Here is a 26,907-nt window from a genome sequence, read left to right as displayed (position 1 = left end):
AGATGGCGCGGCCCAAGGAGAAAAGAATGGCAATTACTGCAAGCATGGTCGCCGAACTGCGCGCCAAGACCGACGCGCCCATGATGGAGTGCAAGAAGGCCCTGACCGAGGCCGAGGGCGACATGGCCAAAGCCGAAGAGCTGCTTCGCGTCAAGCTCGGCACGAAGGCCGGCAAGGCCGCCAGCCGCGTGACCGCCGAAGGCGTGGTGGCCAGTTCCATTGAAGGCACCACAGGTGCGTTGATCGAAGTCAACTGCGAAACCGACTTTGTTACCAAGAACGACAGCTTCCTCGCGTTGGCCAATGCCGCCGCCAGGCTGGTGGCGCAGCACAACCCGGCCAATGTGGAAGCCCTCGGTGCACTGCCCTACAGCCAGGACGGCTTCGGCCCGACCCTGGAAGATGTGCGCAAGGGCCTGATTGGCAAGATCGGCGAGAACATGAGCTTCCGTCGCTTCAAGCAGTACAGCGGCGGCGGCAAGCTGGTCAGCTACCTGCACGGAACCCGCATCGGCGTGGTGGTGGAGTTTGACGGCGAAGAGACCGCTGCCAAAGACGTTGCCATGCATGTGGCTGCCATGAAGCCCGTGGCCCTGACCAGCAACGATGTGCCAGCCGAGTTCATTGAGCGGGAGCGCTCGGTGGCCACGGCCAAGGCCGATGAAGCGAACAAGGAGCTGGTTGCTGCAGGCAAGCCTGCGCAGAGCGCCGAGATTGTGGTCAAACGGATTGATGGCGCGGTTCAGAAGTACCTCAAGGAGGTCTCGTTGTTCAACCAGCCCTTCGTGAAGAACGACAAGCAGACCGTCGAGCAGATGCTCAAGGCCGCTGGCACCACGGTCAAAGGCTTCACGCTTTACGTGGTGGGCGAAGGCATTGAGAAGAAGGTCGACGACTTTGCAGCCGAAGTGGCTGCCCAGGTTGCGGCAGCCAAGGGCGCCTGATTCCCGGCTGCCTGCAGGAAACAACGGGCCGCAAGGCCCGTTGTGCCGTATAGGTCTTTTTTACAACCTGTGGCAGCGGGAGAGACCGGGGTCCTCGCTACACTTGCCGGTTGAGTCTTTGTCTATCGATTTCTGAAAGTTGCCCCATGCCAGCCTACAAAAGGATTCTGCTGAAACTGTCGGGAGAGGCCCTGATGGGGGACGACGCTTTCGGTATCAACCGGGCCACCATTGTGCGAATGGTGGAGGAGATTGCCGAGGTCACCCGCCTGGGTGTGCAGGTGGCCATCGTCATCGGTGGCGGCAATATCTTCCGCGGTGTGGCGGGAGGCTCTGTCGGTATGGACCGCGCCACCGCAGACTACATGGGCATGCTGGCCACGGTGATGAATTCCCTGGCCCTGGCCGACACCATGGACAAGGCGGGTCTGGTGGCGCGCGTGATGTCGGCTATTGCCATCGAGCAGGTGGTTGAGCCCTATGTTCGCCCCAAGGCGCTGCAGTACCTCGAAGAAGGCAAGGTGGTGGTGTTCGCTGCCGGCACGGGAAATCCCTTCTTCACCACCGACACTGCCGCAGCGCTGCGCGGTGCCGAGATCGGCGCCGAGATTGTCTTGAAAGCCACCAAGGTTGATGGTGTTTACAGTGCCGATCCCAACAAGGACCCCAACGCCACGCGCTACACCACGATTTCGTTCGACGAAGCCATGAGCAAGAACCTGCAGGTGATGGATGCGACCGCGTTTGCGCTGTGTCGGGACCAGAAGCTGCCCGTCAAGGTGTTCTCTATCTTCAAGCCCGGAGCGCTGCGCAAGGTGGTGCTGGGAGGCGACGAGGGCACCCTGGTTCACGTCTGATGGCGTCCTCCCCCTTCAAATCACGCCGCACCGAGGAGTTTTCATGAGCACCGACGAGATCCGAAAAACCGCTGAGCACAAGATGCTTCAATCGATGGAAGCGCTCAAGAACGGTCTGACGAAAGTGCGCACAGGCCGCCCCAACCCCGCCTTGCTCGACACTGTGCATGTCGACTACTACGGCGCCATGCTGCCGCTGTCCCAGGTGGCCAATCTGACTCTGCTGGATGCTCGCACCATTGGTGTGGCACCGTGGGAAAAAGGGATGGGGGCCAAGATCGAGAAGGCCATCCGCGAATCCGACCTGGGGCTCAATCCGTCGAGCCAGGGTGATCTGATCCGCGTTCCCATGCCGCCGATGACAGAGGAGCGCCGCAAGGAGCTCACCAAGGTTGTTCGTGGCGATGGCGAGGCCGCCAAGATAGCGATCCGCAACCTCCGCCGCGACGCCAACGAGGCGGTGAAGCGTCTCGTGAAGGACAAACTCGCCTCCGAGGACGATGACCGCCGTTCGCAGGAAGACATCCAGAAACTCACCGATCGCATGATTGCCGAGATAGACCGGCTCGTGGCGTCCAAGGAACAGGACATCATGGCGGTCTGAGGCTTTGCCTCGTTGCCGACCAACTTGCGCCCGATGTCAAACACCGCCTCCCCCCAAGGCCGTCCAGCGGCCGCGCAGCCTGGGCACATCGCCATCGTCATGGATGGCAATGGTCGCTGGGCGCAGAAGCGCTGGCTGCCGCGCGTCGCTGGCCACAAGCAGGGCGTCGAGGCGCTGCGCCGGGTTGTCAAGGCGTGCATCGAGCGCGGGGTGCCGGTGCTGTCGGTGTTCGCGTTCTCGTCCGAGAACTGGAACCGCCCGGTGGAAGAGGTCTCCGGCCTCATGGACCTGTTGGTGATGGCGCTCTCAAGAGAGGTGCCGAGCTTGCGGGAGAACGGCGTGCAACTGCATTTTCCAGGCGATCGCTCGGGTCTCTCCAAGCGGGTGGTCCAGGGCCTGGAGGCCGCCGAGCGTGACACGGCGCACAACCACAAGCTGGTGCTCAACGTGTGCTTCAACTATGGGGGGCGCTGGGATATGACCCAGGCCGCGCGCCAGCTGGTGCAGCAGGGCCGGGAAATCACAGAAGAGAACCTTTCCGGCGCACTGGCGCTCGCGCATGTGGTCGACCCCGACCTTCTGATTCGCACGGGTGGCGAGCTGCGCATCAGCAATTTCCTGCTGTGGCAATCAGCTTACACCGAACTGGTGTTCACGGAATGCCTTTGGCCCGATTTCGACGCGGCCGAACTGGACCGCGCATTGGCCGAGTTCGCCAGCCGCGAGCGCCGCTTCGGGCAAACCGCCGAGCAGCGGGCCGAAGTGGTGCCGCTGGTGGTGGCCGCGGGCCAGCAACATGCTTAAGCAACGTGTCATCACGGCGTTGCTGCTGCTGGCGGTCTTGCTTCCAGCTTTGTTTTACCCTTCGATCAAGCCGTTTGCGGCGCTGACCCTGCTGCTGATCGGTGCCGCCAGCTGGGAGTGGGCACGTCTGAACGGCTGCAATGCCAAGTGGTCCATTGCGGTCGGTGGGGGCATGGGAGCGCTGATGGCAATGGTCTGGCTCGCAGGTGGGCTCACCGCGACCTTGCGCCCCCTCTGGTTGGCCGTGGGCGCAGTTTGGGTGCTGCTGGCTGTGGCGATGCTGGGAAGAGGGGTGGCCGGCTGGAGTAAATGGCCCTCGAATCTTCGCCTCTGGGGCGGCCTTGCATTGATCGCCTGCGCCTGGTTGGCCCTGGTGCAGGCGCGCGTTGTCGGCCTCGGTTTTCTGCTTTCGGTGTTGCTGCTGGTCTGGATGGCCGATATCGCTGCCTACTTTGGTGGCAAGGCGTTCGGTCGCCGCAAGCTGGCTCCGGCCATCAGTCCTGGCAAGAGCTGGGAGGGCGCCATCAGTGGGCTGCTCGGCGTCCTTGTTCTGGCTGCCGTCTGGATCTGGGCCGACGGCTCCGGCGACAGCCTCTATGCACGGCTCTGGGGACTGGGCCCGGTTCTGGCGGTGCTCTCGCTGGTGTTCCTGTCCGCCATGAGCGTCGTAGGCGACCTCGTGGAATCGCTGGTCAAACGCAGCGCCGGCGTGAAGGATTCCAGCGCTTTGCTGCCCGGGCACGGCGGTGTGCTCGACCGGGTCGACGCGCTCCTGCCCGTGTTGCCGCTGGCCATGATGCTCATCACAATCTGACCATGACACGTCCGCAAGCCGTCACCATCCTGGGCTCGACGGGCTCCATTGGCACCAGCACGCTTGACGTGATGGCACGCCACTCCGGCCGGTACACGGTCTTCGCGCTCACGGCGGCCACGCAGGTAGACGTCTTGCTGGCGCAATGCCGACGTTTCTTGCCGCGCTTCGCTGTGATGGCAAGCCCTGAGCATGCGCAGCAGCTCGCGATGCGGGTGCGTGAAGAAGGACTGGCGGTGCAGGTGCTGGCCGGTGCACAGTCGTTGTGCGACGTGTCCACAGACCCGGAGGTGGACGCGGTGATGGCCGCCATTGTTGGTGCGGCCGGGCTTGCCCCCAGCCTTGCTGCCGCGCGCGCGGGCAAGAAGGTGTTGCTGGCCAACAAGGAAGCCCTGGTGGTCGGCGGCGAGCTGTTCATGCAGGCGGTGAAGGAGGGCGGGGCCACGCTGCTGCCGATCGACAGCGAACATTCCGCCGTGTTCCAGTCGTTGCCGGAAGACCCTGGCACCTGGTCGCGCCGCGTCGAAAAAATCGTGCTGACCGCGTCCGGCGGACCCTTTCGGACCCGCGATCCGCAATCGCTGGCTGACGTGACGCCGCAGGAGGCCTGCGCACACCCCAACTGGGTGATGGGCAGGAAGATTTCCGTCGACTCGGCCACCATGATGAACAAGGCGCTGGAAGTCATCGAGGCCAGCTATCTGTTCGGCTTGCCAGGTTCCCGTATCGAAGTGGTCATTCATCCGCAGAGCGTGATTCATTCGATGGTGCAGTACCACGACCGCTCGGTGGTGGCACAGCTGGGCACGCCCGACATGCGCGGGCCGATCGCCTACGGCCTGTCCTGGCCCGAACGCATCGAATCAGGCGCGGCCGCCCTCGACTTTGCTTCCCTGGGCGCGCTGAGTTTCGAAAAGCCTGACGACCGACGGTTCCCGGGCTTGCGCCTGGCCTGGCTGGCGCTGGATGCTCCCATGGGCACGACCGCCGTTCTCAATGCCGCCAACGAAGTGGCGGTGGCCGCGTTTCTGGATCAACGCCTGCGCTTCGATCAGATACATGCCGTCAACGATGCAACTTTGCAGGCACTTGTGCCCTCCAAGCCGCAGCAACTGTCAGACTTGCTGGCCATTGACGCCGAAGCGCGCAGCCTCGCAGAGGCGCAGGTCGAGCGGCAAGCGGCCTGACCGCACGCGGCTGGCAGCGGCCCGAATTTCCACAACCCCTTTTCCTCCATGCTCACAATTGTTGCTTTCGTGGTGGCGCTGGGTCTCTTGATCGCGGTGCACGAATACGGCCACTACCGCGTGGCCGTGGCATGTGGCGTTAAGGTGTTGCGCTTCTCGATCGGTTTCGGCAAGCCCTTGCTGAGCTGGCGCAAGAAGGACAGCCCCACCGAGTTCGTGGTGTGCGCGCTCCCTCTGGGCGGCTATGTCCGCATGCTTGACGAGCGCGAAGCACCGGTGGATGCGTCCGAAAGGCATCTGGCGTTCAACACACAGCCCCTTCGTTCACGTGCTGCCATCGTTGCAGCCGGCCCCGCCGCCAACCTGCTTCTGGCGGTCTTTCTTTACGCCATCGTCAACTGGACGGGTGTGGAAGAACCCAAGCCGGTGCTGTCAGCCCCGGTTGTCGGATCGCTCGCCGAGCGCGCTGGCATACAGGGCGGGGACTGGGTGGTGCAGATCGCCACCACCGACGATGCGCCTGCCGAGATCGGGTCCTTTGAAGACCTTCGCTGGCACCTCACTCAGGCTGCGCTGTCGAATGAAGATGTGACGTTGTGGGTCAGCCCTCGAGAAGGCGCCACTGCCCGCCCGGTGCTGCTGGCCCTGAGCGAACTGGACGTCCGCGAGGCCGATGCTTCGCTGTTCCAGCGCATCGGCATCACGGCACCCTGGAGTGCTCCCGTGGTGGGCGAAGTGATGGAAGGCGGAGCGGCGGCTGCGGCGGGGTTGCAGACGGGCGATGTGGTGCTCCGCGTCAACGAGAAGGCTGTCTCCGACGGACAAAGCCTGCGCGCCTTGATTCGAGCGGGCGTCGGGCCGGAAGGGCAACCCGCGGAACAGCGCTGGACCGTCGAACGGAGCCAGCGCGTGCTCAATGTCGTCGTCAAGCCTGTCCCCGAGCAACAGAATGGGGTCTGGATCGGCCGCGTGGGAGCGTACATCGGCGCCGCTCCTGCCATGATGACCGTAAGCCATGGCTTGGTGGACAGCCTGATTCAGGGCGTGGTGAGGACGTGGGAAGTATCCTGGCTCACGCTCAAGATGATGGGGCGAATGATCATCGGCGAGGCTTCGGTGAAGAACCTCAGTGGTCCGCTCACCATCGCGGACTACGCCGGCAAGTCGGCGAGTCTGGGTGTCACCTCTTACCTTCTGTTTCTTGCGCTCATCAGCGTGAGCCTCGGCGTGCTGAACCTGCTGCCTTTGCCGGTCTTGGATGGAGGGCACCTGATGTATTATCTTTGGGAGGGTGTGACCGGTCGCAGCGTCTCCGAAGTCTGGATGGAACGCCTGCAGCGCGGGGGTGTTGTGGTTCTCATGGCACTCATGTCCGTCGCCTTGTTCAATGATGTGGTCCGCCTGGCGGGCTGAACGCTTCCTTTCCATGAAAACAAAATTCTCCGGTCTTCGCGGCCTGACGCTCTCAGCGCTCGCGGTGTCCCTGCTTTCGGCCTTGCCTGCGTGGGCCGTCGACCCCTTCACCTTGCGCGACATCCGTGTCGAAGGCCTCCAGCGCGTGGAGCCTGGCACCGTGTTTGCCTCGCTTCCGTTCCGCATTGGCGACCTCTACAACGACGACAAGGGCTCCACCGCCATTCGTGCCTTGTTTGGTCTGGGCCTTTTCAGCGACGTGCGCTTGCAGGTCAACGGTGACGTGCTGGTGGTGATCGTCGAAGAGCGTCCCACGGTGGCCGATGTGGGGTTCTCAGGCATCAAGGAGTTTGATGCCGAAGTGCTGAAAAAGGCCCTGCGAGACATTGGACTGGCCGAAGGTCGTCCGTTTGACAAGGCGCTGGCTGATCGGGCAGAGCAGGAGCTCAAGCGCCAGTACATCAACCGCAGCATGTACGCCGCCCAGGTTGTGACCACCGTGACACCCGGTGAGCGCAACCGTGTCAACCTGAACTTCAGTGTGGTCGAAGGCGAAGTGGCCAAGATCAGCGAAATCCGCATCGTCGGCAACAAGGCTTTCTCGGAGTCGACCCTGCGTGGCCTGTTCGACCTGGATACTGGCAGCTGGCTGAGCTGGTACACCAAGTCCGACCGCTATTCCCGCGCGAAGCTCAATGCCGATATCGAGACGCTGCGTTCTTACTACCTCACGCGCGGCTACCTGGAATTCCGCATCGAATCGACCCAGGTCGCCATCTCGCCCGACAAGCAGGACATGTCGATCACCCTCAATGTCACCGAGGGCGACCGTTACGTCGTCAAGTCGGTGGCGCTTGAAGGCGAGTACCTTGGAAAGCAGGAAGAGTTCAAGTCGCTTGTGACGCTGCGCGCCGGCGAGGCCTACAACGCTGAAGACGTGTCGGGAACGGTGAAAGCCTTCACCGACTATTTCGGCACCTTCGGCTACGCCTTCGCCCAGGTCGAGGCCACGCCCGACATCGACCGTGTCAACAAGCAGGTGTCCTTCGTGCTGCGTGCTCAGCCAGCCCGGCGCGTGTACGTGCGCCGAATCAATGTCGAAGGCAACAACCGCACACGCGACGAGGTCGTGCGGCGCGAGTTCAGGCAATTTGAATCGGCTTGGTACGACAGCGATCGAATCCGCCTTTCGCGCGACCGGGTAGACCGGCTGGGTTTCTTCACCGAAGTTGGCATCGACACGCAGCCCGTGCCCGGTACCCCCGATCAGGTTGACCTCACCATCACCGTGGCAGAAAAGCCCACCGGCAACATCTCGCTTGGCGCTGGCTATTCCCAGGCTGAACAGATTTCGCTGATTGCAGGTATCCGGCAGGAGAACGTGTTCGGCTCGGGTAACTACCTTGGCGTCGACGTCAACACCAGCCGGTTCAACCGGCAGATCGTGCTCAGCACGGTAGACCCCTATTTCACGCCGGACGGCATTTCCCGCGCCTTTGACGCCTACTACAAGACAACCACGCCGTACACCCAGCAGGGTGGCGACTACCGGCTGATCACGCCCGGCGTCAGTGTGAAATTTGGCGTGCCGTTCAGCGAGCAGGACACGGTGTTCTTCGGCATCGGCGTCGAGCAGACGCGCATCGAGCCCGGCACAGGCCTGCCACTCGCCTACCAGACCTACTCGAACACATTTGGCGACAGCAGCACGTCGCTTCCTCTCACCATCGGCTGGTCCCGTGATGGACGTGATAGCGCGCTCGTGCCTACCGAGGGTCGTCTGCAGAAAGTCAACACCGAGTTGGGCGTGGCGGGTGACACCCGCTATGTCAAGGCGAATTACCAGATTCAACAGTACTTTGCGCTGACCAAGCAGTACACCCTGGCGTTGAATGCCGAACTCGGCTACGGCAAGGGCCTGGGCGGGCGGCCGTATCCGCTGTTCAAGAACTTCTACGGTGGTGGTCTCGGCTCGGTCCGTGGTTTCGACCAGGGCACCCTGGGCCCGACCTCCCCCATCCTCTCGGGCTTCTCGGCGGGTCAGGAAGTCAACATTGGTGGCAACCGCAGCGTCGCGCTCAACGCCGAGTTCATCACCCCGTTCCCGGGTGCCGGCAACGACCGCACCTTGCGCATGTTCGCCTTTTTCGATGTGGGCAACGTGCTCGGCGAGAACGACACGCGCGCCAATGCAAGTGACCTGCGGGCCTCCGTCGGTATCGGCGTGAGCTGGATCTCACCGATCGGCCCGCTTCGCTTCGCCTTTGCGAACCCCATTCGCAAATTCACAGGCGATAGAATCCAGAAATTCCAGTTTCAGATCGGAACCTCCTTTTGATGAAGACTTTCATGCTAGCCCGAAACAGTCTGCTTTCGCTGGTGCTGGGCGCGGCGTTGATCACTTCGCCGGCCATTGCGCAGGACACCAAGATCGGCGCTGTCAACGTCGAAAAAATCCTCCGCGAATCCAATACCGCCAAGGCGGTATCAGCCAAGCTCGAGCAGGAGTTCTCCAAGCGCGAACGGGAATTGCGCGGCTCGGCCGACACGTTCCGTCTGGCCATCGAGAAGTTTGAGAAGGAGGGCCCGACGATGCCCGAAGGCCAGCGCACCGCACGCCAGCGACAGCTGTCCGAGCAGGAGCGTGATCTGCAGCGTCGTCAGCGCGATTTCCAGGAAGAGCTCAACCTGCGTCGCAATGAAGCCTTGCAACAGGTCATCGAGAAGCTCAACCGCATCGTTCGTCAGATTGCCGAAACGGACAAATACGATCTGATCGTCTCCGAGGCTTACTACATCAATCCTCGGGTGGACATCACGGACAAGGTCATGTCCACGCTCGACGGCGCCAAGTAAAGGGCCGCCGTGGCCGTGCTGCTTGGCGACATCGTGCAGGCACTCGGTGGCACGTTGTTCGGCCCGCCCGGCCAGCCTGTCCAGAGGCTGGCACCTCTTGCCAGTGCGGGCGCTGGTGATCTCTCTTTCGTGTCGCACGCCCGCTATGCCGGGCAGATCGAAGCCACGCGTGCGGGCGCTCTGATTACGCCTCCCGCGCTTCAGATTGCGGCGCAGGCGCGTGGGGCCTGCATCGTCACCGACGATCCCTATCTTTATTTCGCACGCCTGACGCAATGGTGGAAACAGCGCCACGCGCCTGTTCAGCCTGCGCACGTGGATCCGCTGGCCAGCGTGCATCCTTTGGCGCGGATCGGTCGCGATGTCACCGTGGGGCCCTTTGCCGTGATCGGGCCGCATGCGGAAGTCGGCGATGGCGTGCACATCGGGGCGCACTCGGTGCTGGGCCGCGCTTCGCGCGTGGGTGCGGACAGCCTGCTAAACGTGCGCGTGAGCCTGGGTGATGGTTGCTCCGTGGGCGAGCGATGCATCCTGCACCCGGGTGTGGTGGTGGGCGCCGATGGTTTCGGCTTCGCCCCTCACCAGGGTGAATGGGTCAAGATCGAACAGCTTGGCGCCGTGCGCATCGGCAACGATGTGGAAATCGGCGCCAACACCTGTATTGACCGGGGCGCCCTGGACGACACCGTCATTGAAGACGGGGTGAAGCTGGACAACCTGATCCAGATCGGGCACAACGTACGGGTCGGTGCGCACACCGCGATGGCGGGGTGCGTCGGTGTAGCGGGCAGTGCAGATATCGGTGCCCATTGCACCATCGGCGGTGGTGCCGTGGTGCTGGGGCATTTGCGGCTGGTCGACGGGGTGCACATCTCGGCAGCTTCCGTGGTGACGCGGTCGCTGCTGAAACCCGGGCATTACACCGGCATGTTCCCCATCGACGACAATGCGGCCTGGGAAAAGAACGCTGCATCCCTCAAGCAGCTCAACCACCTTCGCGAACGCATCAAGGCGCTCGAACAGGCGACCGAAATCGCCAGAACACCTCCTTCCAAGCCATGATGGACATTCACCAGATACTCAAACAGCTCCCCCACCGCTACCCGTTCCTGCTGGTGGACCGAGTGCTGGAGCTGGAAAAGGGAAAGCGCATCAAGGCGTTGAAGAACGTCACCATCAACGAACCCTTCTTCGTGGGCCATTTCCCGCACCGTCCGGTCATGCCGGGCGTGTTGATGCTCGAAGCCATGGCCCAGGCGGCCGCCTTGCTGGCCTTCGACACCGTGGGCGTCACGCCCGACGACAAGACGGTGTATTACTTCGCAGGCATCGATGGTGCCCGCTTCAAGCGCCCTGTAGAGCCTGGCGACCAGCTGGTGATGGACGTGACACTGGACCGCATGAAGGCGGGCATTTTCAAGTTCAAGGGCATCACGCGCGTGGGGTCGGACGTGGTCTGCGAGGCAGAACTGATGTGCACCATGCGCACGATCGCCTGATGCCGGAGAGGGGCGCACCGTGTCGCTGATTCATGCCACCGCTCTGGTGGACCCAGCCGCCGAACTCGACAGTTCGGTGAGCGTCGGGCCTTACACCGTGATTGGCCCTCATGTGAAGGTGGGCGCAGGCACCACCATTGGAGCGCACTGCGTGATCGAGGGCCACACCACCATCGGGCGCGATAACCGCATCTTTCAGTTCAATTCGCTCGGCGCGATTCCGCAAGACAAGAAGTACGCCGGTGAACCTTGCGAACTCGTCATCGGCAATGGCAACACCATCCGGGAGTTCTGCACTTTCAACATCGGCTCGCCAGCCGACCGCGCCTTGACCAGCGTGGGCGACGACAACTGGATCATGGCCTACGTGCACCTGGCGCACGACTGTCAGGTGGGCAACCACACCATCTTTGCCAACAACTCGCAGCTCGCTGGTCATGTGGTCGTGGACGACTGGGTGATTCTGGGTGGTTTCACCGTGGTGCACCAATTCGTGCGAATCGGTGCACACGCCATGACGGCCATGTGTTCTCTGCTGTTCGCCGACCTGCCGCCGTTCGTGATGTGCCAGGGTCAACCGGCCCAGGCCCGTTCCATGAACTTCGAGGGTCTGCGCCGGCGCGGTTTTTCGCCAGAGCGCATTTCTGCGGTGAAGGCCATGCACAAGGCCCTGTACCGAGACGACCTCAAGCTGGAAGTGGCCATCGAGCGGGTGCGTGAACTGTCGCAAAAAACGCCCGAGGCCGAACCGGACGTGGCCATGATGCTCGACTTTCTCGGCAAGGTTTCGCCCCACCGTGGCATCGTGCGGTGAATGCGCCCGCACCGAAACGCTTCGCCCTCGTCGCGGGGGAAACCTCTGGTGATTTGCTCGCGGGTCTGCTGCTCGGTGGCGTGCGCGGGCGCTGGCCTGGCCTGAAGTCTTTTGGTATTGGTGGCCCGCAGATGGCCGCCCAGGGCTTCGATGCCTGGTGGCCCAGCGAGAAACTGGCGGTGCGCGGCTACGTCGAGGTGTTGCGCCACTACCGTGAGATCGTGGGCATTCGCGATCGACTCAGGGAGCGCTTGCTGTCCAGCGATCGACCCGATGTGTTCATCGGCGTGGACGCGCCCGATTTCAACCTCGACCTGGAAGCCGCATTGAAGGCACAGGGCGTTCCCACGGTGCACTTTGTCTGCCCTTCCGTGTGGGCCTGGCGAGCGGAGCGCATTGAGAAGATCCGGCGCAGTGCAGACCATGTGCTTTGCATTTTCCCGTTCGAGCCGGAGCTGCTGGCGCGGCATGGCATAGCGGCCACCTATGTGGGGCACCCGCTTGCCAATGTCATCCCGCTGCAGCCAGACCAGGCGGCTGCACGCTTCAGGCTGGGCTTGCGAGCGGATGACGAGGTGGTGGCCATCCTGCCGGGCAGCCGCGCCTCGGAAGTGCAGTACCTCGCGCGAATATTCTTTGAGGCTGCCGTGCGCATGAAGCGCGCACGACCGGGCTTGCGCTTTCTGGTGCCGGCGTTGCCCGCGCTGCGCGAACGCATCGACGCCGCCGCGCGCATGGCGGGCCTGGGGGAGGAGCTCCAGGTGCTGGCAGGTGAATCGCACGCGGCGCTGGCCGCCTGCGATGTGACGCTGATCGCCAGTGGCACTGCCACGCTCGAAGCGGCGTTGTTCAAGCGGCCCATGGTGATTGCCTACAACATGAACTGGCTTTCGTGGCAGATCATGCGGCGCAAGCAGCTTCAACCCTGGGTGGGACTGCCCAACATTCTCAGTGGCGAGTTTGTGGTGCCCGAATACCTGCAGGATGCGGCCACACCGCAGGCACTGTCGCAGGCGGTGCTGGACTGGCTAGACGCTCCTGCGAGAATTCAGGCCTTGCAGCAACGCTTCGAGGCGTTGCACCACACCCTCCTGCGCGACACCGCCCGACTGGCCACCGATGCGATCGAAAAAGTTCTTGAAAGCTGAGCAGGCCTCGCTGCCCTGGGACGTGCCCGGACTGCTGGCCGGCGTCGACGAGGCCGGCCGTGGGCCGCTTGCCGGGCCGGTGGTGGCGGCCGCCGTCATCCTCGACGAGCGGTATCCGATCAAGGGTCTGGCCGATTCCAAGCAACTCACGGCACTGCGCCGCGAGCGCCTGTACGACGAGATCCGTGCCAAGGCGTTGTGCTGCAGCGTCGCGCACGCCACGGTGGAAGAAATCGACCAGCTCAACATTCTGCAGGCCACGCTGCTGGCCATGCAGCGGGCGGTACTGGGACTGCGGCTCAAACCCGGCAAGGTGCTGGTGGATGGGAACCGCCTGCCTTCGCTGGATGTGCTGTGCGAGGCCATCGTTTCGGGAGACGCGCTGATTCCCTCGATTTCTGCGGCGTCCATTCTGGCCAAGGTCACGCGCGATCGCATGTTGTGCGAGCTGCATCTGCAGCATCCTCAATATGGCTTCGACCGGCACAAGGGCTATTGCACCGTGGAACATCTGCGGGCACTCCAGGCGCACGGCGCACTGGCGGTGCACCGACGTTCGTTCGCGCCGGTGGCGCGGGCCCTGGCCGTGCCGATGGTCCAAAAGGGCGGCGCACCTTGACCACGCCGACTGCGATCACTTCACGAGACAACCCGCTGCTCAAGCGCTTGCGCCTGCTCGCCCACGAAAGCACGGCCTACCGCAAACAGGGACAGGTCTGGCTTGAAGGCGACCATCTCTGCCGAGCTCTTCTGGCGCGTGGACACAGGCCCACCACTGCCGTGTTCACCGAAGCCTGCTGGCGCGAGGCGCCGCATGACCTGCGCGACGCGTGCGATCAAGTCGTGACCGTGCCTGAAGCCCTCATGGCCGGCATCAGCGGACTGGATTCGCCAGCGGGCGTGGGCTTTGTCTGGGACCTGCCTTTGTCTGGCAGCCTGGAAACCGGCCTGGCCAGCGTGGTGCTGGACCGGCTGCAGGACGCCGGCAACGTCGGCTCCATTCTGCGCACGGCTGCAGCGTTCGGTTTTGGACAAGTGCTGGCGCTAAAGGGCACGGCGGCCTTGTGGTCGCCCAAGGTCGTACGGGCCGGCATGGGCGCGCATTTCGGCCTGAGGCTCGTAGAGGGCCTGTTGGCAGAGGACCTTGCCGCGCTCGACGTGCCCCTGCTCGTGACCAGCTCGCACCAGGGCGAGTGGCTGCACCGCAGCGCTTTGCCATGGCCGTGTGCCTGGGTCATGGGCCACGAAGGGCAGGGCGTGAGTGCCGCGCTCGACGCGATGGCTGCGCGTTCGGTTCGCATCGCGCAACCGGGTGGCGAGGAGTCGCTCAATGTCGCCGCCGCTGCGGCGATCTGTCTGCACGCCAGCGCCGTGGCGCGGGTTGCGGATGGGGGTTTGCCCTCGGGCGCCGGGCTATAATCCCACGGTTTACCCGCAATCGGCGCAACCCCTGCGCGCCCCGGCTTTTCACCCCAGGTTGTTGATCCGCTTCTGCCCCGGCACGCCGGCGCAAGGTGGGTGCAAAGCCTGCGTGGCACCTGCCGCCGGCGCGAGGATGTTGCAGCCAACCATCTGGAGAATTCCGTGCTTCCCGTCCACCCGAAAGCCCTTCTCGCGCTCGCCGACGGCACGGTCTTTACAGGCATTTCCATTGGCGCCACCGGCCAGACCACGGGTGAGGTGGTGTTCAACACCGCGCTGACCGGTTACCAGGAAATCCTCACCGACCCGAGCTATTGCCAGCAGATCGTGACGCTCACGTATCCGCACATCGGCAACACCGGCATCAACGCTGAGGACGTCGAAGCCAGTCGCATTCACGCCGCCGGCCTGATCATCAAAGACCTGCCTCTGCTGGCTTCCAGCTTTCGCAGCAGCGAAACCCTGTCGCAGTACCTCAACCGCGAGGGCACAGTGGCCATCGCCGACCTTGACACCCGTGCACTCACTCGCCGTCTGCGCACCCATGGCGCGCAGAACGGCTGCATCGTGGCGCTCCCGGCGGGGGATTCCATCACCGATGCTCACCGTGATCGCGCTCTCGCCGCTGCAAGGGCAGCACCGAACATGGCTGGTACCGATCTGGCCAAGGTGGTCTCGGCCGACGCTCCCTACGCATGGACTCAGACCGAGTGGCAGCTGGGGTTTGGATACGGCGAACAGATCGCACCGCGCTTCCACGTGGTGGCTTACGACTTCGGCGTCAAGCACAACATCCTGCGCATGCTGGCTCAGCGCGGCTGCAAGATCACCGTGGTGCCTGCGCAAACGCCGGCCTCTGACGTGTTCAAACTCAAGCCCAACGGCGTGTTTCTCTCCAATGGCCCGGGCGACCCGGAGCCATGCGACTACGCCATCGAGGCCACGCGCGAGATCATCGAGAGCGGCGTGCCCACCTTCGGCATTTGCCTGGGGCACCAGATACTGGCGCTGGCAAGCGGTGCCAGGACCTTCAAGATGAAGTTCGGCCACCACGGCGCCAACCACCCCGTGAAAGACCTCGACAACGGCCGCGTTTCCATCACCAGCCAGAACCACGGTTTTGCGGTGGATGAAAAAACCTTGCCGGCCACGCTGCGCCCCACCCATGTGAGCCTGTTCGACGGCACGCTGCAGGGTCTGGCCCGCACCGACCAGCCCGCCTTCTGCTTCCAGGGCCATCCGGAGGCTTCGCCAGGGCCGCACGACATCGGCTACCTTTTTGATCGGTTCATCGACCTGATGCAGGCCCGAGTGCCCGTCGCCGCCTGAGGCCAATTGCCATGAAGCTCTTCAGTTTTCCGGTCTACACAGTCGAAAAGGCGATTGCCAAGCGCATGTTGACTCTGGAATCGCCGCACCGCGAATGGTTCGGGCAGCGCTGGGCGCAAAAGCCTTACCGCAAGTCTTTTCTGGACAAGAAAGCCATGCCGCTGGTCACGCTGCTGGCCAAGTGCAAGACCTGGGACGACGAGACCTTCAACGCCGAACTCGCCGCGTGGGATGCGCGCTTCTACGACGCCGAAGTCGAAGTGCTGCGCCCGCTCATCGAAGGCGATGGCCTGATTCAACTGATGCAGAAGAACGTGCCGGCCGAGCGCATGCAGGCCCTGCTCACCACACTGGATACCCAGCGCCAGGCCTGATTGACCCAAGCCAGCGCAACTCACCGCGAACCATGCCCAAAAGAACCGACATCCAGACCGTCCTCATCATCGGCGCCGGCCCCATCATCATTGGCCAGGCCTGCGAGTTCGATTACTCCGGCGTTCAGGCCTGCAAGGCGCTGCGCGAAGAGGGCTATCGCGTGGTGCTGATCAACAGCAACCCGGCGACCATCATGACCGACCCGGCTACGGCCGACGTCACCTACATCGAGCCCATCACCTGGCAGACGGTGGAGAAAATCATCGCCAAGGAACGTGCGCTGTCTCAGGGCGGCTTTGCGATCCTGCCCACCATGGGTGGACAGACCGCACTGAACTGCGCGCTGGATCTCTGGCGCAATGGCGTCCTCGCCAAGTACGACGTGGAGCTGATCGGTGCCACGCCCGAGGCCATCGACAAGGCGGAGGACCGTCTGAAGTTCAAGGACGCGATGACCAAGATCGGTCTGGGCTCGGCGCGCTCGGGCATTGCCCACAGCCTGGAAGAGGCCTGGGGCGTGCAGAAGACCGTGGGCTTCCCCGTGGTCATTCGCCCCAGTTTCACGCTGGGTGGCACGGGAGGCGGCATTGCCTACAACCCGGAAGAGTTCGAGACCATCTGCAAGCGCGGCCTGGAGGCCTCTCCCACCAACGAGCTGCTGATCGAGGAATCGCTGCTGGGTTGGAAAGAGTACGAGATGGAAGTCGTGCGCGACAAGGCGGACAATTGCATCATCGTCTGCTCCATCGAGAACCTCGATCCCATGGGCGTGCACACGGGTGACTCCATCACCGTCGCGCCCGCGCAGACGCTGACCGACAAGGAATACCAGATTCTGCGCAACGCCAGCCTGGCCGTGCTGCGAGAGATCGGCGTGGACACCGGTGGCTCGAATGTGCAGTTCTCCATCAACCCGAAAGACGGGCGCATGGTGGTGATCGAGATGAACCCGCGTGTGTCGCGTTCATCTGCACTGGCTTCCAAAGCCACGGGTTTTCCGATCGCCAAGGTGGCGGCCAAGCTGGCCATCGGTTACACGCTGGACGAACTGCGCAATGAGATCACTGGCGGCGCCACGCCGGCCTCGTTCGAGCCGTCTATCGACTATGTGGTCACCAAGATTCCCCGTTTTGCGTTCGAGAAATTCCCTACCGCCGACAGCCGCCTGACCACACAGATGAAGAGCGTGGGTGAAGTCATGGCCATGGGCCGCACTTTCCAGGAGTCTTTCCAGAAAGCCCTGCGCGGGCTGGAGGTGGGCGTGGACGGCATGAACGAGAAAACTCAGGACCGCGAGACGCTGGAGCGCGAACTCGGTGAGCCTGGTCCGGATCGCATCTGGTACGTGGGCGATGCCTTTGCTGCCGGCTGGACGATGGAAGAAGTACACCAGTTCACCAAGATCGATCCGTGGTTCCTGGTGCAGATCGAAGAGATCGTCAAGATCGAACTGGCGCTGGAGAAAACCAGCCTAGATGCGATCGACGCAGAGACCCTGCGTGGCCTGAAGAAAAAGGGCTTTTCCGATCGCCGCCTGGCCAAGCTGCTGAAGACGAACGATCAAGCCGTGCGTGAACGCCGCATTGCAGAGAACATCCGTCCGGTCTACAAGCGCGTGGACACCTGCGCGGCCGAGTTCGCCACCGACACCGCCTACCTCTACTCCACCTACGAAGGTCATGGAGACGGTGAGTGCGAGGCCGAGCCGACCAACAACAAGAAGATCATGGTTCTGGGCGGAGGCCCGAACCGCATTGGTCAGGGCATCGAGTTCGACTACTGCTGCGTGCACGCCGCGCTCGCGATGCGCGAGGACGGCTACGAGACCATCATGGTCAACTGCAATCCCGAAACCGTGTCGACCGACTACGACACCAGCGACCGTCTGTACTTCGAGCCGCTCACACTGGAAGACGTGCTGGAGATCGTGGACAAGGAAAAGCCGCTCGGTGTGATCGTGCAGTACGGCGGACAGACGCCCTTGAAGCTGGCGCTCGGCCTGGAGGCCGCCGGCGTGCCCATCATCGGCACCAGCCCCGACATGATCGACGCCGCCGAGGACCGCGAACGTTTCCAGAAACTGCTGCACACGCTGGGCCTGCGCCAGCCGCCGAACGCCACGGCGCGCGCTGAGCCCGAAGCGCTTGAGAAAGCCGCTGCGCTGGGCTATCCACTCGTCGTTCGCCCAAGCTACGTGCTGGGTGGACGTGCCATGGAAATCGTGCACGAGCAGCGAGATCTGGAGCGCTATATGCGCGAGGCGGTCAAGGTGAGCAACGATTCGCCTGTGCTGCTGGACCGTTTTCTGAATGACGCCATCGAGTGCGACGTGGATGCCATCCGGGACCACACGGGCCGGGTCTTCATCGGCGGCGTGATGGAGCACATCGAGCAGGCTGGCGTGCACAGCGGCGACTCTGCCTGCTCGCTGCCTCCGTATTACCTCAGCAAGGCCACAGTCGACGAGCTCAAGCGCCAGACCGCGGCCATGGCCGATGGCCTGAACGTGATCGGCCTGATGAATGTGCAGTTCGCGATCCAGGAAGTGGAAGAGAACGGCGTCAAGAAGGATGTGATCTTTGTGCTGGAAGTGAACCCGCGTGCGTCGCGCACCGTGCCCTTTGTTTCCAAGGCCACGGGCATCCAGCTCGCCAAGGTGGCGGCGCGCTGCATGGCGGGCCAGTCGCTGGACGCGCAAGGCATCGGCGCGGAAGTGACGCCGCCTTATTTCAGCGTCAAGGAAGCCGTGTTCCCGTTCGTGAAGTTCCCTGGTGTGGACACCATCCTCGGCCCGGAGATGAAATCCACCGGCGAAGTCATGGGCGTGGGCAAGACCTTCGGCGAAGCGTTTGTGAAGAGCCAGATCGGGGCCGGCACCAAGTTGCCCACTTCGGGCAAGGTGTTCCTCACCGTTAAAAACAGCGACAAGCCGCGCGCCGTCGAGATCGCGCGCGAACTCGTGGGCATGGGATTCGAACTGGTGGCCACGCGCGGCACAGCCGCTGCCATCAGCGCAGCCGGTGTGGCGGTGGAGACGGTGAACAAGGTCACCGAAGGCCGCCCGCACATCGTCGACGCGATCAAGAACGGCGACATCGTGCTGGTCATCAACACGGTGGAAGAGCGCCGCAATGCCATCGCGGACTCGCGCGCCATCCGCACCTCGGCACTGTTGGCCCGCGTAACCACATTCACCACCATCGCAGGCGCGGAAGCGGCGGTGGAGGGTATGAAGTACCTCGACAAGCTGGACGTGATCTCGGTCCAGGAGATGCACGCACAGCTCTGACGCCGGCCCCGCTCTGCGGGTTTGCGCCAAGGCGCCGGTGCTGACGCAGCGCTACATTGGCGCGATGGAAGCCTCCGTCACTCAATCACAGGGCATGGCCAGGCAGTGGTCGACCGACGGGGTGGACGCGCGAGGGCGACTCGACTACTGGGTGGGTGCCATCTGCGAGGCCTTTCTGGAAATGGACTGCAGCTCGCGGCAGGCATTGGCCTTCGAGGGGCGCCTCACCAGTGTCGAGGTGGGTCCGCTGTCTTTCAACCAGGTGGAGGCATCCACCCAGGATGTTTACCGCACGCGTGCCGGCATTGCACGCAGCGCAAGCCACCCGTTCTACCTGATCACCCAGCGCCAGACCCCGTGGCACGTGCGCCAGAGGGGTCATCGTGTCGGGCTGCGCCCGGGCGATGCGGTGCTGGTCGACTCGGCCCATTTGTACGAACTGCATTTTCCCGAGTCCGTGGAAGTCATGTCCATTCAGTTGCCCCGCGCCTGGGTCGGCCAGTGGCTGACGCAGGTGGACGCAGCCGCGCCGCGCGTGGCTCAACGAGACCAAGGGTGGGGCAGGGCGCTCTCGGGCTTGTGCCTTCAGTTTGCCCACGACCCGCTGCTGGCGGCTGGTTACCCCTCGGATCTGCTGTGTGACCAGCTCGGCGCCATGCTGGCTGCGGCCATTGAGCCCATGCCATCGGTGACTTCGCCACCTCAACGCGATCTGTTCCTGCGCGCGCAGCGCCTCCAGCAGAACCAGCTCGACCATGCCGGCCTGACGTCGCAATGGGCGGCCGACCAGCTCGGCGTGTCAGTGAGAACCCTGCACCGCGCCTTCGCTGCTGAGTCGACAAGCTTTGCGCTGAGCCTTCGGCGTCTCCGCCTGGAGCGCGCGGCGCAGCTGCTGGAGCAGGCCAGGCTTGCCCACGTCTCGGTGTCTGAACTGGGCCGACGCTGCGGCTTCGCCGACGCCTCGCATTTCGTGCGCGAGTTCCAGCGCCAGTTTCGCACCACGCCGGCACGCTGGCGCCGTGAGCGAATTCGGGGCTGAAGACACCTGGCACGAACCAGCCACCCCCCGTGGCACGCTTGCGCCATCGGGCGGCGGGAGTTCTGCCTAAGCTGCAGGGCCCCATCCACACCGAAGGAGACACCCGATGGCAGATACCTATGTTCTGGTGCATGGCGCCTGGCACACCGGCGCTGAAATGGAGCCCGTGGCGCAGCACCTGCGCGATCGCGGCCATACGGTGCATTGCCCCACGCTGGCCGGCAACCGTGCGGGCGACGACCGCGCCACCAGCGGCCTGACCGAAGCGGTGCAGTCCGTCGTCGAGTACTTGGAGAAGAACGACCTGCGCAACGTGCGGCTGGTTGGCCACAGCTACGGCGGCATGGTCATCAGCGGGGTCGCCGACCGGGTGCCCGATCGCATCACCCGCCTGGTTTACTGGTGCGCCTTTGTGCCACTCAGTGGCGAATGCCTCAACGACATGGTGCCGCCGCACTACCGGGCGCTGTTCGACGAAATTGCCGCGTCCAATGGCAACGCGGTCATGCTGCCCTATCCGATCTGGCGCGAAGCCTTCATCAACGATGCCGACGCCGCCCTGGCGCAAAGCGCGTTCGACCGGCTCAATCTCCAGCCTTACCGCACCTTCACCGAACCGGTGTTGCTGCAAAGTGAGCTGGCGGCCAAACCCATGGGCAAGAGCTACCTGCTCTGCACCGAAGACACCGCGATGCCCCACAGCCTGCCCTGGCATCCGCGCCTTTCGGAGCGCCTGGGGCTTTACCGGCTGGTGACCTGCCCGGGAAGCCACGAACTGTGCTTCACCGACCCGGCCTTGCTGGCCCGAAAAATGGAAGAGGCCGGCCGCGACTGACGCGCGTTTGCCCGAATGGGGGGCCGCATTCTTTCGCGGCATAATGGGTTTTCATGAACACCGCCGAGCGGCAACGCCCGGCGGTTTGCTTTTGGAGACACGCACATATGGCCACCATTCCGATCACCACGCGCGGCGCCGAGAAGCTCAAGGAAGAATTGCACCGGCTCAAGACCGTGGACCGTCCCTGGGTGATCAACGCGATTGCCGAGGCACGCGCCCAGGGTGACCTGAGCGAGAACGCCGAGTACGACGCCGCCAAGGACCGTCAGGGGTTCATCGAGGGCCGCATCGCCGAGATCGAGGGAAAACTCTCTGCCGCCCAGATCATCGACCCGACGCAGCTCGATGCGGGCGGCAAGGTGGTGTTCGGCGCCACCGTGGAGCTGGAAGACGAAGACAGCGGCACGGCCGTCACCTACCAGATCGTGGGTGAAGACGAGGCCGATCTGAAGCACGGCCTAGTCAACATCAACAGCCCCATTGCGCGCGCGCTGATCGGCAAGGAGGAAGGTGACGTGGCGGAGGTGCAGGCACCCAGCGGCACCAGACGCTTCGAGATCGTGGCGGTGCGCTACGCCTGATGCCGCTGAAACGGCTCTCCATCTTTCTGGCCGCGCTCTGGTGGGGTGGCATCACGGCCTTGAGCTTTCTCGCCGTGCCCATGCTGTTCGCCACTTTGGGCAGCCCCGCAGCGGCCGGGCCGGTGGCGGCGCGCATCTTCTCCCTTCAATGCTGGGCGGGCCTGGTGCTCGGGCTGGCACTGCTGCTCCTGTTGCGCCGCTGGCGTAGCGAAGGCGCTTCCGTTTCCCCCGAGGCCCTGACCACCATGGGCTTCGTGCTCTTTGCGATGCTGCTGGCCCTGATGCAGGAGTTCGCCGTGGCGCAGAACATCGTCACCGCGCGTGCCACCGGCGGTAACCTGCGGCTGTGGCATGGCGTGGGCACCGGCATGGTGCTGGGTCAGTGGTTGTGCGCCGGTGCGGTGCTCTGGCGCTTGAGTAGTGCGCGATCTGTCCAGGGCTGACCGATTTACCCGGTGCCGTGAACGCCTGAGAGCGGACGGTAACTTTCTGGCGTACTTCCAGAAGCGTTCCTTGCCTTCCCCGATCCAGGCTATGGCCTCTTCAATGCGCTTGTCGCGTGTTGCCTGAGTCTTGGCTGCGTCAATCCAGACGTTGTATTCCTTTCGATAGGACGCCGATTTGCTCTCAAAGATCTCTGCGATCTTTGGGTTGGCCTGCAACTTCTGCTCGAAGTCTGCAGGCTTTTCGACGTCCTTGAGCGTCCTGGTTTCTCGCGGCGGAAGTTTCAGACCTTGCTCGGTGAGCACCATGGCTTCATTGATCCAGAATTTCAGATCTCGATCTGGCGGTAGATCGGCAATGCCGGTGAGTTTTCCCATGAAACGCTTCGCGGCTGGGACACCCGCATTGGCTTTGAAACGCGCATCAACCATCAGCGCGTCCTTGTAGAACGTGATGGAGCAGTGCAGTTTGTACGCCGCGAAGATGCACAGGAAGTCGCCCCCATAGCTGAAATGCGGAATACCCCATTTGATTTCTTCCACGACCTCTGGACAACTGGCGTGGATGATGGCGCGCAGGTGAGCAAGGACCGGTTTGGCAAAGTCGCCGATCTTGCCGGCGTAGGCATCAACCGCGGCAGTTTGTTCTGGTGTGGACATCAGACGGGGGTTTCTGAGTGCTTAGTTAAGTGTCAGGAGAAGCTCGTCGAGGCGTTCCAACGTCGAGGTCAGGCCTTCCTCCAAACCCATCTGAATGACCTGTCGTCGCAAAATCCGTCAAGCGAGGTGTAGCCATGGATGGGCTGGATCGTCAGATAGTCCATATCCTCACCTTTCAAGGTAGTTAACAAGACTCGGGGAAAGAGTAGAAGTCCGGGCGTGGGGCGGGTCAACGACCTGAAAGGTAAGGCGCCCGTGAAACCCGCGTCAGGGCAGCGCAATCGGACGACAGTGCTCATCCATGTTGCCGCCTGCATCCACCGCATTTGCGCGATCATCGGGATACACACGCCCCGCCAGTCCTTGCTGGACAACAGTGTTTTTGAATGTCGTGGGATGGCTCAGGTAAAGGGTGAACTGCCCTGTCGCAGGACGTTCGCCCACCGGGACGGGCGCCGCAAGAATGGCTGAGTCCTCAAACCTGACCTCGGCGGCTTTGGAGAACACCACCGCGGTTTGTGCGTTAGTGAATACACCGTTGTTGCGGAACACCACCCGGCGATACGTTTGATCACGGCCTCCCAGCATTTGCATCGCCTCTGAATGGGCGGGTGGATATGTCTGTCCCATCTCAACGATGGAGTCTTCCACCAGCAACGGCCTTCGACTCGTCGAGTCGTACAGTGTCCGTCCGTTGGGACGCAAACCAACCGTTTGCCCCCGTCCCTGGATGTGTGTGTGGCGAATGGTCCATCGCGCCAGTTCGGGATCGATCGACCAGGATGACATCCAGCCCGTCTCTTGAGCGACGCTGCCTTCTATCGTGCAGCGCTCCAGTGTGAGCTTGCCAACCCACACCAGGGAGCCGCGTATGACGCAATCGCTGAGAGACAAGGTGCGATCAGGATCGAGCTGGGACACCGTTCCCGAAATCTCGACACCCCGCCAGGCTCCTCCCGTTGCCACCACTGAAGGTGCAAGTGACGTCAGGATAGGCTGCGTAGGTCCCACACGAGGCGAAGGGATGCAGGAACGGCTCGGGTCGACCTCGTCTGCACCGCCACAGCCAACAACTGCAATGGCGCTGCACAGGGCGGTGACGGAGAGAACGAGAGAGTGGTAGGCCTTTGGAGACTCCGGGAGATCATCGGGATTCATGTGCGTAAAGCGTAGTGATGCTGTTCACACGCTATGCCCCGTTGACCCTGGGATCAACTACCTGTCGGGTATTCGAAGGTTCCGTGGCGTTGGCGACGCTGCAAGTCCAGTCATTTTCGGAAGTTGCTCCGATAGGTCGCAGGAGCTACGCCAGCCGTTTGGCGGAATGCGGTGCGGAACGCTCCGATCGTCGAATAGCCAACGGCTTCCGAGATGCCTTCCAAGGGTGTTTCTGTGGCCTCGAGCAGACGCTGCGCTTCAGAGATTCGTTCCTGCTGGAGCCATGCTTTGGGGGTGATGCCCACTTCACCTACGAATTTGCGCAGCAAGGTTCGGTCGCTGACGGCGGCGCGCTTCGCAAGCGCTGAAACTGTCATTCCATTGCCCAGCTGACTGCGTGCCCATTCAAGCAGCGGCGCCAAAGATCGGTCCGGCCGGATCGCCATTGGGCGGCGGACATATTGCGCCTGGCCACCAGCCCGATGCGGATTCGTCACCATCGCGCGTGCAACCGTGTTTGCCACGTCGGCACCATATTGACGCCGCACGACTTGAAGGCATGCGTCGATCCCCGCCGCACTGCCAGCCGACGTCATGACCTTTCCATCTTCAACGTACAAGACATCCGGGTCAAAGTGCACCTGCGGGAATCGCTCTCGAAACAGGTCTGCGTATCGCCAGTGCGTCGTGGCACGTCGGTTGTCGAGAATGCCGGCGCTGGCCAGCACAAATGCCCCAGAGCAAAGGGAAATGACATGCGAGCCTTGAGCCAGAGCCCGAACCAGCGCTCGCAGCAGGGCTGGCGGAGGAAATTCGTGCGCATCGCGCCAGCCAGGAACCACCACGCAATCAGCACCTCGCAGCAATCCCAACCCTCCGTGCGCGCGAAGTTGCAGGCCACCTATGGTTTTCAGAGCTCCTGGTTCTGCTTGGGCAAACTTCAGTTTGAACAGAGGCTTCGGGAAGTCTGGTCGAGTGCCTCCGAATACCTCGGCAACGATGCCGAGTTCGAACATGCTCATCCCCTGATAGACGATGGCTACGACGGTTGGCTGCGAGTCGATCATTGGCGGATTATTAATGAATATTGTCGTATCCGCCAGTGTCTCGCAGCCTGCGCGGGCTTCAGAATCGCAGCCCATGAAGACTCCAACACTGTTCACTCCTTTGTCAATACGGGGCGTCTCACTCCGCAACCGAATAGCAATGTCCCCCATGTGCCAATACTGTGCAAGCGACGGCGTGGCCGATGACTGGCACCTTGTTCACCTTGGTAGCCGAGCCGTTGGTGGTGCTGGTCTGGTCATGGTTGAGGCCACTGCTGTGTCCCCGGCAGGGCGCATATCCCCGGGTTGCCTGGGATTGTGGAACGACGCACAAATCGAACCGCTGTCGCGTATTGCGCAATTCATTCGAGATCAAGGTTCGATCCCCGCGATCCAGTTGTCACACTCCGGTCGAAAAGGAAGTTGTCATCCATCCTGGGCAGGTGGTGCGCCCTTGACGTCCGAACAGGGGGCCTGGCCCATTCTCTCCGCAAGCGACGTTCGTTTCAGAGCCGGCGATCCGATGCCCCAACCCGCGACAGAAGCGGAACTTGAACGCTGTCTTGAGGACTTCGCAGCGGCAGCACAGCGAGCCACCTTGGCAGGCTTTGATGTTGTCGAGATTCATGCGGCGCATGGCTATCTGCTGCACCAGTTTCTGTCCCCGTTCTCGAACAAGCGCACTGACGGTTATGGCGGTTCTTTCGAGAACAGAACCCGATTCCTCGGCCAGGTGGTCACCAGAGTTCGCGAAGTCATCCCAGATGATGCGCCTCTCTTTGTGCGGCTGTCGGCAACCGACTGGATCCCGGGTGCATGGAGCCTAGAGGACTCGACACGGCTGGCCGGCGACCTCAAGTTGCATGGCGTGGACCTGATTGATGTATCTTCCGGAGGCATTGCGGCGAATGCCGAGATTCCGCTCGAGAGGGGTTATCAGGTTCCCTTTTCAAGGCACATCCGGGACAACGCTGATATCCTGACAGCCGCTGTCGGGCTCATCACCGACGTTGACCAGGCTGAAGACGTGGTGGCATCGGGTGATGCTGATCTGGTCTTCCTCGGGCGCGCCTTCTTGCGCGATCCCTACTGGCCGCTGCGAGCACAAGCCACTCTCATGCATGAGGTGTACGTGCCAGCGCCCTACCGGTCTGCATTCGCGACGAGCCGATGACGTTGTTCGTGCTCTTTAGAGCGCATCTGCAGCACCATCTAAACATGAGAGACACCACCGCAGTTCGAGATGTCCTTCTAAAGCAGTTTGACATCGCTTGGTCTCTGATGGCCTACCACCTGGACGAACTGACCACCCAGGAGTGCTTGTGGAAACCTGCCGCGCGATGTCTTCATGTCGTGGAGCGCAAGCCTGGTAGCTGGCATGCGCAGTGGCCAGAGCACGAGAGATACGACATCGGGCCACCCACGATCGCATGGACCACCTGGCACATCTGCTATTGGTGGTCAAAGACGCTGGAGCATGTCGAGGGGCGATCTGCAACCGTCTCGCCGGACTTGGAATGGGCAGGATCGGCAAACGGCGTTCGTCTGCGCATTGACGACCTCCGTCAGAAGTGGCGCGCCATTCTGGAGAACAGTTCCGAAACCCAATGGGAGGAATCCAGGCCAGACAGCTGGCCTCTTCCCAACAGCGATCTGCAGACCATTGCAGCCTGGCTGAACGTGGAGCTCATGAAGAACGCCGCAGAGTTGGGAATGATCCGCTTCTTGTACGCCGTTCGTGAGAATGCGGGGGGCCTGTAGTCGGTCTCAGGCCCGAGGTGTCGCGC

The 26,907-nt window shown here is 62.7% G+C and carries 26 protein-coding genes and 1 pseudogene; 24 read left to right on the top strand and 3 right to left on the bottom strand.

Translation table 11 applies throughout. The features are described from left to right. Window positions 1-26 precede the first annotated feature (26 nt). The 22 genes from tsf (at window position 27) to CAP37_RS21985 (ending at window position 22,256) form a co-directional block, all read left to right on the top strand. Window positions 27-944 carry a translation elongation factor Ts gene (gene tsf / locus CAP37_RS09765; protein WP_086123986.1) on the top strand — a complete coding sequence of 306 codons (918 nt, stop codon included), beginning with the start codon at window positions 27-29 and terminating at the stop codon, window positions 942-944. 146 nt (window positions 945-1,090) lie between these two features. Next, on the top strand, window positions 1,091-1,801 hold the full coding sequence (pyrH, locus tag CAP37_RS09760; protein ID WP_086123985.1) for a UMP kinase: 711 nt from the start codon (window positions 1,091-1,093) through the stop codon (window positions 1,799-1,801). Window positions 1,802-1,844: 43 nt separating this feature from the next. Then, window positions 1,845-2,405, top strand: coding sequence for a ribosome recycling factor (gene frr, locus CAP37_RS09755; protein WP_086123984.1), 561 nt, complete (start codon window positions 1,845-1,847; stop codon window positions 2,403-2,405). Between the two features lie 33 nt (window positions 2,406-2,438). Beyond that, complete coding sequence (uppS, locus tag CAP37_RS09750; RefSeq protein ID WP_086123983.1) at window positions 2,439-3,209, top strand: polyprenyl diphosphate synthase; 771 nt, start codon at window positions 2,439-2,441, stop codon at window positions 3,207-3,209. Next, complete coding sequence (locus CAP37_RS09745; protein WP_086123982.1) at window positions 3,202-4,023, top strand: phosphatidate cytidylyltransferase; 822 nt, start codon at window positions 3,202-3,204, stop codon at window positions 4,021-4,023. Before uppS ends, CAP37_RS09745 begins: the two co-directional genes overlap by 8 nt. Before the next feature lie 2 nt (window positions 4,024-4,025). Further along, on the top strand, window positions 4,026-5,210 hold the full coding sequence (ispC, locus tag CAP37_RS09740; protein ID WP_086123981.1) for a 1-deoxy-D-xylulose-5-phosphate reductoisomerase: 1,185 nt from the start codon (window positions 4,026-4,028) through the stop codon (window positions 5,208-5,210). 48 nt (window positions 5,211-5,258) lie between these two features. After that, on the top strand, window positions 5,259-6,623 hold the full coding sequence (rseP, locus tag CAP37_RS09735) for an RIP metalloprotease RseP (protein ID WP_086123980.1): 1,365 nt from the start codon (window positions 5,259-5,261) through the stop codon (window positions 6,621-6,623). A 13-nt stretch (window positions 6,624-6,636) separates the two neighbouring features. After that, complete coding sequence (gene bamA, locus CAP37_RS09730; RefSeq protein ID WP_086124915.1) at window positions 6,637-8,961, top strand: outer membrane protein assembly factor BamA; 2,325 nt, start codon at window positions 6,637-6,639, stop codon at window positions 8,959-8,961. A gap of 11 nt (window positions 8,962-8,972) precedes the next feature. Next, window positions 8,973-9,479 (top strand): OmpH family outer membrane protein, encoded by a 507-nt coding sequence (locus CAP37_RS09725; RefSeq protein WP_373271073.1) that lies wholly within the window; start codon window positions 8,973-8,975, stop codon window positions 9,477-9,479. Window positions 9,480-9,488: 9 nt separating this feature from the next. Then, the gene (gene lpxD, locus CAP37_RS09720) at window positions 9,489-10,541 is read left to right on the top strand and encodes a UDP-3-O-(3-hydroxymyristoyl)glucosamine N-acyltransferase (protein WP_086123978.1); all 1,053 of its coding nucleotides are present in this window, start codon (window positions 9,489-9,491) and stop codon (window positions 10,539-10,541) included. Beyond that, entirely contained in the window at window positions 10,538-10,978 is a 441-nt protein-coding gene (gene fabZ / locus CAP37_RS09715; protein WP_086123977.1) for a 3-hydroxyacyl-ACP dehydratase FabZ, read from the top strand. The genes lpxD and fabZ overlap by 4 nt, the downstream gene beginning before the upstream one ends. A gap of 19 nt (window positions 10,979-10,997) precedes the next feature. Beyond that, window positions 10,998-11,792 (top strand): acyl-ACP--UDP-N-acetylglucosamine O-acyltransferase, encoded by a 795-nt coding sequence (gene lpxA, locus CAP37_RS09710; protein ID WP_086123976.1) that lies wholly within the window; start codon window positions 10,998-11,000, stop codon window positions 11,790-11,792. Beyond that, complete coding sequence (lpxB, locus tag CAP37_RS09705; RefSeq protein ID WP_086123975.1) at window positions 11,789-12,940, top strand: lipid-A-disaccharide synthase; 1,152 nt, start codon at window positions 11,789-11,791, stop codon at window positions 12,938-12,940. Before lpxA ends, lpxB begins: the two co-directional genes overlap by 4 nt. Beyond that, window positions 12,912-13,559 (top strand): ribonuclease HII, encoded by a 648-nt coding sequence (rnhB, locus tag CAP37_RS09700; RefSeq protein WP_086123974.1) that lies wholly within the window; start codon window positions 12,912-12,914, stop codon window positions 13,557-13,559. The genes lpxB and rnhB overlap by 29 nt, the downstream gene beginning before the upstream one ends. Next, window positions 13,556-14,359 carry an RNA methyltransferase gene (locus CAP37_RS09695; RefSeq protein ID WP_086123973.1) on the top strand — a complete coding sequence of 268 codons (804 nt, stop codon included), beginning with the start codon at window positions 13,556-13,558 and terminating at the stop codon, window positions 14,357-14,359. The genes rnhB and CAP37_RS09695 overlap by 4 nt, the downstream gene beginning before the upstream one ends. Window positions 14,360-14,524: 165 nt before the next feature. After that, entirely contained in the window at window positions 14,525-15,691 is a 1,167-nt protein-coding gene (carA, locus tag CAP37_RS09690) for a glutamine-hydrolyzing carbamoyl-phosphate synthase small subunit (RefSeq protein ID WP_086123972.1), read from the top strand. A gap of 11 nt (window positions 15,692-15,702) precedes the next feature. Beyond that, on the top strand, window positions 15,703-16,065 hold the full coding sequence (locus CAP37_RS09685; protein ID WP_086123971.1) for a hypothetical protein: 363 nt from the start codon (window positions 15,703-15,705) through the stop codon (window positions 16,063-16,065). 32 nt (window positions 16,066-16,097) lie between these two features. After that, the gene (gene carB, locus CAP37_RS09680) at window positions 16,098-19,355 is read left to right on the top strand and encodes a carbamoyl-phosphate synthase large subunit (protein ID WP_086123970.1); all 3,258 of its coding nucleotides are present in this window, start codon (window positions 16,098-16,100) and stop codon (window positions 19,353-19,355) included. Between the two features lie 64 nt (window positions 19,356-19,419). Next, a complete protein-coding gene (locus CAP37_RS09675; RefSeq protein ID WP_086124914.1) occupies window positions 19,420-20,394 on the top strand; it encodes a helix-turn-helix domain-containing protein in 975 nt (324 codons plus the stop codon). 106 nt (window positions 20,395-20,500) lie between these two features. Continuing rightward, window positions 20,501-21,229: an alpha/beta fold hydrolase gene (locus CAP37_RS09670; protein WP_086123969.1), complete on the top strand. Its 729-nt coding sequence runs from the start codon at window positions 20,501-20,503 to the stop codon at window positions 21,227-21,229. Window positions 21,230-21,336: 107 nt separating this feature from the next. Next, on the top strand, window positions 21,337-21,813 hold the full coding sequence (greA, locus tag CAP37_RS09665; RefSeq protein WP_086123968.1) for a transcription elongation factor GreA: 477 nt from the start codon (window positions 21,337-21,339) through the stop codon (window positions 21,811-21,813). Next, window positions 21,813-22,256 (top strand): DUF4149 domain-containing protein, encoded by a 444-nt coding sequence (locus tag CAP37_RS21985; RefSeq protein WP_086123967.1) that lies wholly within the window; start codon window positions 21,813-21,815, stop codon window positions 22,254-22,256. Before greA ends, CAP37_RS21985 begins: the two co-directional genes overlap by 1 nt. An 84-nt stretch (window positions 22,257-22,340) precedes the next feature. Here the strand turns inward: CAP37_RS21985 and CAP37_RS21980 are convergent. The 3 genes and pseudogenes from CAP37_RS21980 to CAP37_RS09645 all read right to left on the bottom strand — a co-directional run. After that, window positions 22,341-22,916 (bottom strand): annotated as a pseudogene (locus tag CAP37_RS21980) (YdeI/OmpD-associated family protein); the annotation flags it as partial. 267 nt (window positions 22,917-23,183) lie between these two features. Beyond that, complete coding sequence (locus CAP37_RS21535) at window positions 23,184-24,074, bottom strand: hypothetical protein (RefSeq protein WP_143435923.1); 891 nt, start codon at window positions 24,072-24,074, stop codon at window positions 23,184-23,186. Window positions 24,075-24,184: 110 nt separating this feature from the next. After that, window positions 24,185-25,141, bottom strand: a complete 957-nt coding sequence (locus CAP37_RS09645; RefSeq protein WP_179190178.1) for a helix-turn-helix domain-containing protein — start codon at window positions 25,139-25,141, stop codon at window positions 24,185-24,187. Here CAP37_RS09645 and CAP37_RS09640 point away from each other — a divergent pair. Both CAP37_RS09640 and CAP37_RS09635 read left to right on the top strand, forming a co-directional pair. Continuing rightward, the gene (locus tag CAP37_RS09640) at window positions 25,110-26,294 is read left to right on the top strand and encodes an NADH:flavin oxidoreductase/NADH oxidase (RefSeq protein ID WP_306297829.1); all 1,185 of its coding nucleotides are present in this window, start codon (window positions 25,110-25,112) and stop codon (window positions 26,292-26,294) included. The two genes, CAP37_RS09645 and CAP37_RS09640, sit on opposite strands and share 32 nt — an antisense overlap. Then, window positions 26,291-26,881 carry a DinB family protein gene (locus tag CAP37_RS09635; protein ID WP_306297828.1) on the top strand — a complete coding sequence of 197 codons (591 nt, stop codon included), beginning with the start codon at window positions 26,291-26,293 and terminating at the stop codon, window positions 26,879-26,881. The genes CAP37_RS09640 and CAP37_RS09635 overlap by 4 nt, the downstream gene beginning before the upstream one ends. Window positions 26,882-26,907 lie beyond the last annotated feature (26 nt).

The sequence above is a fragment of the Hydrogenophaga sp. IBVHS1 genome (assembly GCF_002127265.1).
Classification (GTDB): Bacteria; Pseudomonadota; Gammaproteobacteria; order Burkholderiales; family Burkholderiaceae_C; genus Hydrogenophaga.
The sequence above is the reverse complement of the archived record's forward strand: the minus strand, read 5'-3'. Positions and strand labels throughout refer to the sequence as shown.